Below are 12,983 nucleotides of genomic sequence, written 5' to 3'. Positions count from 1 at the left end.
CATAAGCGCGGGGTACATCTCCGCAATCAATCTGTGGCGCCCTGACGAGCGCCAGCAAGTCAAGCTGAGCGGCACCTTCGATCGGAACGCCGCCATCAGGTTTCAGCAGGGCTGGCTCGCCTATGTGCCTCCAAGGCGGGGTGACATGGCGAAGTTGCTGTTCCTCGGCAACGACGCAGAAGTAAAGAAGGAAATCAGCCTCAGCGAGCTGGCCGGAAGATACATCGGCGGTCGTGTTCTCAGTTTCAATGATCCATACCTCGCGATCTATGGTCATGATTTGGGAACAGGAATTGGCAGCGGCATCGATATATTCAAGCGCGACGGCGATCGCTGGCTGCCGGATGGGGGCGTCAAGTTGCGCGCTGACGATGTCGTCCTCGATCTCGATATCAGGGATGGGAAAATGGCGGTTCTGAAGAAAAGCTCCGGCCAGATCAGCGTCGAGCTGCATCATCAGGATTTGCAATGGAAGGTTCACCAGATCATCAGGACTACCGCCACCTACGAGCCTTGGGCTCGCGAACGTTCTGATTATGCCGTGCCGAAGGTCCTCGTCGCTGGCGGGCTTGTCGTCGTAGGCGATCCACGTTGGAGCAGCACCAAGGATTGGACCGACGAGAAAATGGGTGCGCTGCACGTGTTCGACGTCGGGCAGCCGTCAGGCGTTCGAGCGGTCACTCTCGTCCAGGAGCAGAAAAAGGGATGGGACAGTTTCGGGAGCCAACTGGCGCTGGCCGGGGACCTGGTGCTTGCGAGGGGAACGCACGGCCCAGAGAATAACACCGGCGAAATCATCGCGATTGATGTGAGTTCACTCCGGGACCTGGCATCAACCTGCCAAAATAAATGACAGCGCGCGGAGCCGGCGTGATGCCGGCACCGTCCTCTGAAGGGCACCGTGCGGGTCCCGGCGGGTGAACCACCCGGCTTTGCCGGAGGCCGTTTAGTGGGCATCTGCCTTCGCCGGCAATCTGCTTCCGCAAGGGATACCGCGAACACTCTGGCCATATGCCGTATTCATTCCCAACAGATGGCCTAGCTTGACGTTTCTATAAATATTCAGCTTAATCTCCGAATTCGCTTTCTGCCTTAGTCTCCGCATTCTTTATCGCAGGCTTTCCGGCTGGCAGTCTTTTGATTTTGTCAGTTTGTGGTTCCGCTTTCTGCATTGTCTGAAGTGCCGGATTTTCTGCCCCTTCACTCCCCGGAGTGTTTCGATGACATCTATGGCAATTCTCGCTTCCTTCGGCGTGTTGGCGTCATCTGGAGCCGGGGAGTCCCTCGACGATTAAATCAAGAAGCCGACAGGCCATGGGCATTGGAGAAGGCGCCCTGGGTAAGCCTAGATGCAGATTTCAGCACCGCCGCTACGGGCGGCTCTGGTCTAGGTATCCGGACATGGCTTGCATCTCGGCCCGAAAAGAACTGGTAAGAGAAACTGCGAGGCAATCATGGTGGATTATATCGTAGTCACGAAGACGTCGCTCCGGCCCGATCCTGATGACGCTTCTCCAGAAGTACTTTGGCTTGAGATCAACGACAGAATTTCCGGCGTGCGGGAGCTTAAGCCCTGGATAAAGGGATCGATTGCCAGGGACGGAAAAACCTACCTTGGCTGGACCCATTTTGACGCGATCAGAGAGATCAAGGCTAAGCCACTTGAGCTTTTCGATGAGCCTGAAGGCGAAGCGCGAACCGTCGTCGGTGACATCGTCGGCGTACGATTGAAGCTGCCCCCTTGGCTCAAGGTCGATATCAAGCTTGCGGACGGCAGCGTCGCTATTGGTTGGATCAACTCGGATGACGCTCACGATCCCCCTCCTTCCGATGAGAAAGGAGAGCAGGAAGAAGGGAGCGCGCTCGATCTCGGACCCAACGAACTCTATCGAGCCCACATACTCGATGCACACATGCGGACTGGGATCGATGCCGCTGCGATCGCGGCTTTGATCAGCGCGGAGGCGGCGACGTTATCAAATGGGCTATGGGACAAGAACTCAAAGGCCGACTCAAGCAGCGCGGCGGGGCTGACTCAGTTCCTGGCCGCAACTTGGCTTGGGGAGGCAAAGAAAGCCCAGACGCTGCTGAACAAGCGAGGGAAAGGAAAGKGGTACGTTACCGCTGCTAACACCATAGTGGCTGGACGCGACGATGATCTTCTGGCCCTCCGCTTCGATCCGGGGCTCTCCATTGTGGCGGCTGCGGAGTATGGGTTGTTCAATCTGAACGCCCTGATCAAAGCGAGCCTTGTAGACGCTGACATCGGAGACGACGAGAAAGCCCGCTTCATCTATCTCGCCCATCACGAGGGGCTAGCAGGGGCGCAGGCATTCCTGAAGGGCTCCAACGTCTACAGCTTCAGTGATCTTGTCACGCAAGTCGGCCCCAGCAGGGCACAACGTTTCGTGGATGCGGCGAACGGCGACACGACCCAAGCGTACCGGAATTGGCTGAACGGCTACATAGACCAAAATATCCAACCCTCCAGATTCCGTAAGAGCCCAGCGGGTGATCCGTCGTCGGGTGGCGAGGGGACCAAAGCGCTGGCACTGTTCGACGGGCCRCCAATTCTCGTGACGAACCTGAGTTCCAACGTTGCGCTGGCCAAAGCAATCCAATGGCGCTTGACTGAGTTGGGCTATCTCGACCCGCCGGCCGACGGAAAATTTGGTCCCGTCTCCGCTTKGGCGCTTAGTGAGTTCTGCGACCGAAACGGACTTTCACTACGAGACGGCTTCACCAGGTCCATCGCGCAGAGGTTAGTGTCGCCGGTGACCCTCTTACCGGAAATCGTGTCGCTCGGCACATGGTTCGACAAAGTCATCGATTACATGAAGGCAAAGCGTTACTTCATTTGCCGGCACCCTGATTGCAAGAACATCATCTACCTGGAAGGCGTCGACCGTGAGGGCACGCTGAACGACGACGCTCCAAACAAATTCAACGACCTTCGTATCGTATTCTCGGTTGGCGATGATGGACGGCTCGATGTCGAGAACTCGATTTGGGACGGTACGAGCGAGCCTGGCAAAATTTGGACAATGAGTCCCATGAACCCGAAGGGCGCTGCTCGTATCGCCTTCAATCAGTACAAGGCATGGGCTGTGGGAATTCATCAGCCCTCCCCCGCATCGGCGCATGAAGCGCTCGTCCAAGTCGAGCCAGTCAGCGTATACCGAGACCTGAACAAGGATTTTAAGCGGACAGGCGATCAGCTCGACCAGGGCCTATTCGGGATTAATCAGCATTGGGGTTACGACGCGCCGAAGGATGATCTCGGACGAACAAGCGCCGGTTGCCTCGTCGGTCGCACTAGAGACGGACATCGCAAGTTCATGTCCCTTATTAAAAGCGATCCGCGATATGGCAGCAATCACTCCTATCGGTTTGTCACGGCAGTGATGCCAGGCGACGAGATCTTGCGGTGAGTTGATACTCAGAGCGGCTTGAACAAAGGTCGCGTAGCGCGTGGGCGCGAGCTAGGTTTACTGACAGGAGAAGCTATTTTCCCGTGGAATATTCGTAAGTGAATTATCCCTGGTTCAACAAAGCGGGCGTGTGTTCGGCACTCAAGCCGGTTGTCAAAGGTTGGGGGACAATTGAGCATGCAGCACGAACTCAAAGCGCGTGAGTACAAGCTTCTACTTGAGCCGCGATCAGCGCCACAACCCTCGCTTGAAGCGGTGGGAKCATTCTGGGAACGTCAGTTACGACCGATCATCGTCAGGCGACTTGACCCCCGCGATGGCAATAAGCCGAGGCATGAACAAACGTTTCTGACCGTTGAGGAGCGGCTCATTAGGTTCCGCGATACGCAAGGCTGCGTGCTGACCAACAAGGACTACGCTTTGCGAGAGCGTGTCTCGGCCCATTCGGACGCACGTGCAGCTTCAATTGGCGAGATCACTCTGAAGCTACGCATGCCAGACATGTTTGTCGTGGCTTCGACGGATTTGTCCGGATCGGAGGGAGGCGCGCAAACAAAGCTTGAAGAGGATATAGCGCCACTCGAAATCTCCGATCCCCATCATCAGAACGGAAGCATCGCTGTCTCCCGCCCCCGCTCGATGCGAAGCCGGTTCTCCCTCTCGACGAGCCAAGCCTGCCCTGCGGGGCGGAGACCCTGCACGCTCGCGGACATCTTCGTGCTTTTCCCAACTCTCGAGGATCAATTGCAGCGCGCGGGAGCCCGGTTCTCTCCATCCCATGTACTTTACGACGGTCCCCTCATTCGCGAGTTCGTCTTCAAAGGGGCGAAGGTCAGGCTAGGTGACAATATCACTGGCAAATTCGCACTGACGCTCTGGCAATTCGGTGATGCGGAACAGGAACAGGAGATCGCCGAAATCTCATTCAAATGTAAGACGCTGGATGGCCTCATGCCGGGCAATGCGGCGCGGCGGGCCTTCGACCTTTTCATTGGATTGCAGGAGGATCTCGCGAACGGGATCAATCTGCACCATGCGAGCAAGACCGCGCTCGCGCTGCCATTACGGTGCAAGGGCGCGTCATAGCGAGCAGGCAAATTCCCTTAGTAGAACCGAAATTCGTCAAGACGGGCCGTTTTCTGACGCAAGACATGACGAGGCCACCGCGTGATCAAACGAGCTACGCCACTTTTTCCCAAGCCGCAGCGTGACTTTGCGCATCCGATCGKCCGTATATGTGAATCTGTAGGTGCGGAGACCGACGCCGCTACGATGGCGGACAACTTGCACGTCATAGTGCGCCTRTGCAGGCCTCATCAGCGAGGCGCGGTCTGCCTGACCATCCACCAGCCACAGCCTAACTGGATACTAATGCGATACTTCGGGCACATCGCGATCGCCTTCTCCTCGATCAGTCCCCGGCCCCCATTCCGGAATTCCGTCGTCGCCTGGGAGGACACCCACTCCCATCTAGAAACTGGTCCGATAATCGATGTAACGATGCTAGCAAGGGCACTAGGTATCGCACCAGGTATCCCTTTGGTCATGGCGCTGCTTTGATCCAGTAAAACTTCGATTCCTCTAAAATCTTGCCCTCCTGCCAACGCACTCACAAGATGGCTATACATAATTGGAAGAAGGAAACGTCGTGGCAGACAAAGACAATGACCGCGAAGAATTGCGTAAGCAGTTTGCGCGTTATCTGGTGGTGCCCGACTTCGCGCGCGAGTTGAAGCCGCCGCGGCCCGTCAGTCGCGCGACGCGAGGCTCCACCAAAAAAGCAGCAGCAGCCCGTCCGGAGGAACCCGCCGGCCGCGCCATTATCGAACTCAATCCTGACTATCCGGGCGGAATTCCAGAAGCGAAGAGTGCCGTCCTTGCTCGCCTCCAGAACATATCAGACCGCGTTCAGCCGCCCGATACCAGTCGCCACTTCCTATTCGCCACCCTCACACTGGGAGAGATCGCAGACCTCACCACGGATACGGGCGCGGAGCCTTCTCCGATCTACAAGGTCTGGCGCGACGAGCCACTAAAGCCCTTCCTCGATCGTTCGGTCCGCACGGTGAAAGCCGACGCCTGCCTCACAGCCTTCGGCGCGGACGGCAAAGGGATCGTCGTTGCAGTGATGGACAGCGGAATAGACGAGACGCACCGCCACTTCGTGCGCTACCAAAATCTCAGCCTGCCTTTGGGGCTAGCGCATCGCGATTTCACCGGCGGGAACGCCCCCACAGTCGATCGCTTCGGCCACGGCAGCCATGTCGCCGGAATCATTGCCGGTAGGACAAGCACGGACGAAGGCGGCATGGCGCGTGTATTCGAGGAGCGCGGCACCGACGACACCGTGCGGACGATCGTTCGTGTGATGGCGTCGGGCTCGGTGCTGCGTGGCATCGCGCCCCAGGCAACGCTGCTGAGCCTCAAGGTGCTTGACGATGCGGGCAAAGGTTATGCTAGCGCGCTCATTACTGCGCTCGAACATGTCGAGGAACTCAACGACTTTGGCCGCCGCATAAAGGTTCACTGCGTCAACCTTAGCCTCGGCTATCCGTTCGACGCGCGCTGGTACGCCGCCGGCCAGAGCCCGCTTTGCACTGTCGTCAACCGGCTTTCACGCAGCGGCGTGATCGTCGTTGCAGCAGCAGGAAACGACGGGTCAACGATGATCCAGCCAGACGGCGAAGATATGTTGAAGCGCGTTGGCCTCGATCAGTCTATCAACGATCCGGGCAACGCCGAAGAGGCGATCACCGTCGGGGCCACCCACGGCGAGGCGCCGCACCGCTATGGTGTCTCCTTTTTCTCGTCTCGCGGGCCCACCGCCGATGGGCGGGTCAAGCCGGACTTGGTAGCGCCTGGTGAGCGTATCCTCTCTTGCGCAGCGATCGGCGCGTCGCACACCACCGAGGCGCTGGACGAGGCTGGCATCACGCCCGATCCGACGATCGCCTACTTTCGAGAGGAAAGCGGCACCAGCATGGCCGCCCCTCACGTCGCCGGCGCTGTCGCCGCTCTGTTGTCGGTCCGGGGCGAGTTCATCGGCCGGGCGGAGGCAGTCAAAGCGATTTTCGTTAGCAGCGCGACCGATCTCAAGCGCAAGGCCGACTTCCAAGGATCTGGCCTGCTCGATCTGCTGCGTGCGATGCAATCTATCTGAAGGGGATACCGAAATGGACGCGATAGCCGGCATTCCTTTCGCTGCGCTTCTACTGGACAAGGATGGTGAACGGGAKGAGCCTGGCCGCAAACTCCTGCCCCACGGGATCACCGATCTCCTGGTCTTGAGCCATGGCTGGAAGAATGACGAGGCCAATGCAACGAAACTCTACACCGAGTTGATCAGCAACATGGTCGCCGCTTCGCGCGGCGGCATGAGTTTGCCAGCACGCCGCTTTGCGGTCGTCGGGGTGTACTGGCCGGCGTTCCGCTACCGCGAGGACCTTACTATCCTGCCTGCAGATCGAGGCGTGCCCAAAGTGGGCGGCGCGGCAGCGGCGAGTGGAGGGGACCTATCGCGTTCGGCCCTAAAGGCGTTTGCGAGCGAGATTGCCGATGATCTCTGCATCGATAATAAGGCCGCTTTTGTTCAGCAGGCGCTGGACGCGGCCGGCGGCGGGGGCGTGGCCGACAGCTTTCTGGAGGATCTTCGCCGGTCCCTCACGATGGCGTCTGATCAGGAGGTTCGCAACGAGCATAGCGAGTTCTGCAGCATCCGAGGTAGCGACGCCGTGGACGCACTTAAGCAGCGTGGCGACGTTCCCCCGGTACAGACTGTTGGAGGCGGGGGCGCGGYTGGCCTCGGCGACACCATTGCCGCGGCAGGTTCTCGCGTGCTGCGCGGCGGCAAGGCGGCGGTGGCCTCGCTGCTKAACCAGGCCACCTATTTCGAGATGAAGGCGCGAGCAGGCAACGTTGGAAAAGCGCTTTGCCGCACTTTAGAGGCGCAGGACCTCGATGGTGTGCGGGTTCATCTTATCGGGCACAGCTTCGGCGCGAGGCTGGTATCGGCGACGGTTGCCGCTTCGCAGACGCTCAAGGCCGCGTCACTCTGCTTGTTGCAAGGGGCCTATTCGCACAATGGCCTCGGCCGAGATGTGGGGCCCAATAGGGTCCCTGGCGGATTCAGGCGCATCATTGACGACCATCTCGTAAACGGACCGATTATGATCACGCGCTCGCGTCACGATAGCGCAGTTGGCTTTTTTTACGCCGTCGCCTCCAAGATCTCAGGTGAGATCGCTCAGGGGGTCGGCGTCAGAGACCTCATCGGTGGCCCGCGCGATCTTTACGGCGGACTGGGTGCGAACGGCGCGCTGGCAATGCGCGATGGCGAATGCGTCTGGGTAACGGCCGACAGAAACCGGTTGCCCGAAATCGCCCCCGGCCTCGTCAACAACGTCCTCGCCGACAATATCGTCGCCAACCACAACGATGTCGATAACGAGCGTGTCAGTTCGCTAGTTTGGCATGCGATTAAGGACGCGACCTAAGGCAAGTGCCTTGTATGAGCATTGTCGTGGAATGTCGTGTGCTTCACAAAGGCAGAGTCCAGGGCACGTAGGGCTCGCACCGAAGTGTTTGGTAGTCATTGTCAAAGGTCATGCTGGGATTAGATCAACATGGGAGAACGCCTGATGTCGCGAGCAGGGACTACTCTGGTGTTCGTTGTGTCGATCGCCATCGTCGGTATGGCAGCTTTCTACGGCGGCACACTCTTTGCGATGCTACCTCACGAGCAAGGGGACGCCTCTCAAGAAATCATTGATGCCGCCAAGAAAAATATTCCCCGGCCACAACTACCACCTAAGCCCTCTGGTCAAATCGTAACAACGATAGAGGAAAGGAAACAGATAGTCAAAGTACCATCTCCGTCGATTCAAAACTTCGGTCGAACTAGAGATATTGTAACGACAATCCAAGTTCCATCTACAAAACTTGTCGACGCACCCGCTGAAGTTGTTGCAGCCTGGGATTCACAAGTAAAGAAATTGGAAGACGAATACAATAAACGACTATCCCAAGAGATTGATAGAATCTCTAGAAATAATATGATTGAAACCGTAAAACAATATACAAAAATATTTAAAGACGTCGCAACCGAGATTATCGTTCCCGCTTTAATTGCCATCGCAGGCATAATTGGTGCGTTTACAGCCCTAATAAAAGCGTTTAAATCTCCTCCTCGCCCCAGCGACGTTACCTAGATAATCAGAAATCTTTCTCATGTTGCCGGGAACAACATCGTCCTTCGATGCCGACGGCGCATGAGCCCATGCTCGCGTTGGTCGCAGCGGTGCGCATCTCAATCGCTTATCTGCTTCCGCGGTAGAGCGGTCCAAAGCCTTGAGAACAGAAATGCTCATTTGCGACACGCGAGGCTAACCGGTTTCGCCTGGCCGGCGAGATTTTGGACCATCTCGTTGCGTGGGTAGGCCTTAGCTTTTGCGTCCACTGCATCAGCTGCTTCCTGTATCGCAGCTTCGATGCTTGCCGGATCGTTCGGTTCAAACGTGACTTGAGTTAACTCGCCATCGAGATCAGCTCCGAATCTCGCAAGATCCTTGAGCTTGCTCTGGAGCGCCTTAAGCCCTGTGATCTTCATTGCGGCAGCCCCGTGCGAAGACCGTCAGTGCGAGGACTAATTCCGGCCACCCGGCAGATTGACGGAAGCCGGCCCTCGCCGGATCCAATGGTGTGAACCCAAGTTATTGGGAGCGTCCTTTGCGCACCTGCGAAATTTGACTGAGCGTCGCCCCCTATCGGGAAAGCTAGCTCCGAATAGTTCCGCTCAATGTGCGCCATCAAATTCCCAGCCAACTCGCGTGAAGGGTTTCGGACGGCACAACCTCGGGTCGCAAGACAATCGCGTCAAGCAGCGGGAGTTCGCTTCCCACAGTGGATACTTATGCCGAGATTAGTTTCCATCACCTCAGGTAACGAGGTCGACTCCCCGCCCTAGCGGCGCCGAATTATAAGGCCTGCAGAAAGAGGGAGCGGCGAACTCGCTGCGCCCGATTGACTTTGCCGCACCGCCGACTATCGGCAGGGACCCGAGAATAGGACTGGCCCTGCATGCACGATTATATCCGCAAGATCATGGGCGCACGGGTTTATGACGTAGCGATCGAGAGCGCGCTGGACCCGATGCCCCGCCTCTCTTCCCGGCTGAATTCACATGTCAGCCTCAAGCGGGAGGATCTTCAGCCGGTCTTCTCATTCAAGTTGCGCGGCGCCTACAACAAGATGGTCGGCTTAGCGGCCGAGGCTATGGAACGCGGCGTGATCTGCGCTTCGGCCGGTAACCATGCGCAAGGGGTGGCACTTGCTGCTCGCAAGCTCGGCGTTAAGGCGAGCATCGTGATGCCGCGCACCACGCCTGACATCAAGGTCCAGGCAGTGCGCGCGCTCGGCGGGCGCGTGGTATTGCATGGTGAGAGTTTCGACGAGGCCTATGCACATGCTCGGCAACTCGAAGCCGAGAAGAATCTGACCTTCATTCATCCTTACGACGACCCCGACGTGATCGCCGGACAGGGCACGGTTGGGATGGAAATCCTGCGCCAGCATCCGGACCGGATCGAGGCGATCTTTGTGCCGATCGGCGGCGGTGGGCTTGCCGCCGGCGTGGCCGTCTATAGCAAGTTCCTTCGTCCTGAAACAAAGGTGATCGGTGTCGAGCCGGAAGACGCGGCGTCCATGGCGAAAGCCATCCGCGCCGGTGAGCGTATCGTGCTCGACCAGGTTGGCCTTTTCGCCGACGGTGTCGCAGTCCGTCAGGCAGGCGAGGAAACCTTCCGCCTATGCCGCGACCTGCTTGATGAAGTCATTACGGTGTCGACTGACGAGATCTGCGCGGCCGTCAAGGACATCTTCGAGGATACCCGCGCTGTTGCAGAGCCTTCCGGCGCTGTCAGTCTGGCCGGACTAAAGAGCTACGCKGCGCGCGGTGCCGCGTACGGAAAGGCCCTGATCGCTATCAACAGCGGCGCCAACATGAATTTCGACCGGTTGCGCCACATAGCCGAACGAGCGGAGATTGGCGAGCAGCGTGAGGCGCTCCTCGCAGTGACGATCCCCGAGCGGCCCGGCAGCTACAGGGCCTTCATTCAACTCCTTGGCAAGCGCGCCATCACCGAATTCAACTACCGTTATGCGGATCCGCAGGCCGCGCGGATCTTCGTAGGCGTTCGGCTCAACGAGGGCGAGCCAGAGAAGCGAAGGATCATCTCGATGCTGGCGGAGCACGGCTACCTCGTGCTCGATATGAGCGAGAACGAGCTCGCCAAGCTGCACATCCGCTACATGGTCGGCGGCAAGGCGCCTGACATCGCCAACGAGATGATCTTCCGTTTTCAGTTTCCCGAGCGGCCAGGCGCGCTGTTGAAATTCCTCAACAGCCTATCGGGCGACTGGAACATCTCGCTGTTCCACTACCGAAACCACGGCGCCGACTACGGGCGCGTGCTGGCGGGCATCCAGGTCCCGCGAGACGACCGCTCAAGGCTCGCTCGCAACCTTGACGCGCTCGGTTTTCCCTTTTGGGACGAGACGGAGAACCCCGCCTATCGCTCGTTTCTATCGCAGTAGCCGTTGGGAGAACCTAAAGACGATCAAGTCGCTGCCCTTCGTCACCCCGCTTCCGCACAACTTCGGAGCCGCCCCCGCCGACGAAGGAAGGCGCAGAGAAAGCGTCTTGTAAGCCTCTGGATCGGACGCTTCTCCTGCCTCGCCGACTGGAATTTGAGGGTGGYAGTTGAGAGGAAGAGCACGCTAAACGAGCCCTCTGGAGTCAGTCTCTCGAAGTCATAGAGTTCATCCGGCCGGACGCGTTTGTAATCGTCGAGGACCAAGTGCCTCTACTTTCGGAAGTCAGTCCGACGCGCCGCACTTCGATCGGCAGAAACTCGATGAATTTCGCTGAAACGCATTCCGTCGCATTGACTTGGTCAAGCCGCCTCCGCGAATTCGTCATGGATATACAGAAAGACAAAGCCGTATGGCTGATCCCATGGTTCCGTCGGCTTGCCTACGATCAAACAGGACGAATGGCAGCTATTCTCAATAGCCCTAGCTGGCTGKGCAATTTGCCCGGTGCTCCCCCAGCACCTCCGGCGTCAGAGTCAGCGCGCGCGCCAAGCGCACGGGCTTCCCGACTGCCTCGAACACCGCCGCGTCCGAGTTCGGCAACGTCGTATAGCGCACTGGCATGGCAACGATCGTCCGCCGTGCCTCACTAATTGCCGCAACCAGAGCTTCAGCGCGTTMGCCATCGAAACTCGCCCCGATCCGCAGGTCGTGCGCCGTAACTCCTTGTGCCAGCAACTGCCGGAAGCCCTTTTCGCAAAGCTGAGTCCATCCGGACCGCGGTTGTTCGGCGCCTGCGGCAAGGCGGCAGCGACGAGCGGCAGGTAAGCGCGGAGCCAATTMAGCGCAACGAGCCCGAGCGGCACTGCAACGCGGTCGAACTCGCTCCGCACAGGCACCGCCAGGGCTGGTGCAGCGTCGGCGATCCTGGCGACTACGCGCAACAGACCGAGCTTGTAGGTCGAGGATTTATCGTCGTTCAGGATCAAGCCGCGGATCAGCGGCAGACCGAGGGTGCCGTCGTCGGGCTGGCGCAGGCAGATCGTCGTCCAGCTCACGCCGATCCGGGCCCTAGGGTCAGCCGTGTCGAGGGCACGTACGATAGCTAAGCCGTGGTCTCGGGCGAGTACCTCGATCTCGCCTAGGGAGACCGGGTACATGATACGCCCGGGTTCACTAGGACCGAAGCGCAGGGTAAGCACCAGCAGGCCGCCAGGCTTGAGCAGCGTGAACTGAAAGCACGCGAGCGCTCGCGTGGTGGCACGTGCATCCACACGGCACTGAGCAACACAAGGTCGTAGCTTAGTCCGAGGCGATGGACGGCTGCGAGACCGGGCAGGCGATCATCTACCCAGCGGAGGCCGGGATGGCGTGTCTTGCCCTCGCGGCGCATACCGCCAGATGGCTCGGCCGCGATGACCTCGAGGCCACGCCCGGCTAGCCACGCGGCATCTCGGCCAGAACCTGCTCCGACGTCGAGAGCGAGACGGCCGGGACCTCGGGGCAGCAGATCGCTTACCCCCGCAAACGCAGCCTCGGCCGAGAGCGCTTCGTACTGCGCCGCGAAATTCGTTGCGTAGCGATCATAAGCGGCGATCGTCTCGTCCTCGGCGGTCACGTCAGCTCACCAAGTGGAGGTAAAGTATCACTGGTCTTCCCCGACGAGCATCGTATTCATCCTCAGCTTGCCAGGAGCAGAGTGCGACGCCAACCGAGGGCGACTAGCGCCACGACCAGACATTGGGAGCTCGCCTGAAACCAGACATTCGCTATGCCCCGTTGAAAGGTCGATTGCCGAAGCTAATCCAGCTGCAACGCGTTTCGTTCGCGCGGTCTGAAAAGGTGCCATGAAGGCCGGGAATACCCGCGGGGGCATGCCGCATACCCAGGGCCTAAGTTCGAGCACCGTCCGCTCCGGCGCATCGCTCGTGACCAAAATGCCTGTCATCGGAAGAAGAGTAGAGA

9 protein-coding genes are annotated in these 12,983 nt (G+C 58.9%); 7 read left to right on the top strand and 2 right to left on the bottom strand.

Annotated elements, in window-relative coordinates; genetic code table 11:
* From AC1DJT_RS25565 to AC1DJT_RS25540, 6 genes are all read left to right on the top strand, one after another.
* On the top strand, positions 1-853 hold an 853-nt coding region (locus AC1DJT_RS25565; RefSeq protein WP_476835138.1), incomplete at its 5' end, for a hypothetical protein.
* A gap of 601 nt (positions 854-1,454) precedes the next feature.
* Entirely contained in the window at positions 1,455-3,431 is a 1,977-nt protein-coding gene (locus tag AC1DJT_RS25560; RefSeq protein WP_476835137.1) for a peptidoglycan-binding domain-containing protein, read from the top strand.
* A 177-nt stretch (positions 3,432-3,608) separates the two neighbouring features.
* Complete coding sequence (locus tag AC1DJT_RS25555; RefSeq protein ID WP_476835136.1) at positions 3,609-4,517, top strand: hypothetical protein; 909 nt, start codon at positions 3,609-3,611, stop codon at positions 4,515-4,517.
* A gap of 562 nt (positions 4,518-5,079) precedes the next feature.
* Positions 5,080-6,591 carry a S8 family peptidase gene (locus AC1DJT_RS25550; protein ID WP_476769663.1) on the top strand — a complete coding sequence of 504 codons (1,512 nt, stop codon included), beginning with the start codon at positions 5,080-5,082 and terminating at the stop codon, positions 6,589-6,591.
* Between the two features lie 13 nt (positions 6,592-6,604).
* The gene (locus tag AC1DJT_RS25545) at positions 6,605-7,924 is read left to right on the top strand and encodes a hypothetical protein (RefSeq protein WP_476835135.1); all 1,320 of its coding nucleotides are present in this window, start codon (positions 6,605-6,607) and stop codon (positions 7,922-7,924) included.
* 129 nt (positions 7,925-8,053) lie between these two features.
* Positions 8,054-8,638 carry a hypothetical protein gene (locus AC1DJT_RS25540; RefSeq protein ID WP_476835134.1) on the top strand — a complete coding sequence of 195 codons (585 nt, stop codon included), beginning with the start codon at positions 8,054-8,056 and terminating at the stop codon, positions 8,636-8,638.
* Positions 8,639-8,793: 155 nt separating this feature from the next.
* Here the strand turns inward: AC1DJT_RS25540 and AC1DJT_RS25535 are convergent, their stop codons facing one another.
* Entirely contained in the window at positions 8,794-9,036 is a 243-nt protein-coding gene (locus tag AC1DJT_RS25535; RefSeq protein WP_476771135.1) for a hypothetical protein, read from the bottom strand.
* 470 nt (positions 9,037-9,506) lie between these two features.
* Between AC1DJT_RS25535 and ilvA the strand changes: the two genes are divergently transcribed.
* On the top strand, positions 9,507-11,021 hold the full coding sequence (gene ilvA, locus AC1DJT_RS25530) for a threonine ammonia-lyase, biosynthetic (protein ID WP_476835133.1): 1,515 nt from the start codon (positions 9,507-9,509) through the stop codon (positions 11,019-11,021).
* A 1,138-nt stretch (positions 11,022-12,159) separates the two neighbouring features.
* On the opposite strand, the gene AC1DJT_RS25525 is transcribed toward ilvA, so the two are convergent.
* Positions 12,160-12,636, bottom strand: coding sequence for a class I SAM-dependent methyltransferase (locus tag AC1DJT_RS25525; protein WP_476770577.1), 477 nt, complete (start codon positions 12,634-12,636; stop codon positions 12,160-12,162).
* Between the last annotated feature and the right edge of the window lie 347 nt (positions 12,637-12,983).

Source organism: Allobosea sp. 05T422_2, from assembly GCF_056396265.1.
This window is presented reverse-complemented; position numbering and strand designations above follow the sequence as displayed.

Coding starts and splice junctions, on each gene's coding strand:
- AC1DJT_RS25540 (WP_476835134.1), top strand. CDS start 8,054: ATGGGAGAACGCCTGATGTCGCGAGCAGGGACTACTCTGGTGTTCGTT.
- AC1DJT_RS25535 (WP_476771135.1), bottom strand. CDS start 9,036: ATGAAGATCACAGGGCTTAAGGCGCTCCAGAGCAAGCTCAAGGATCTT.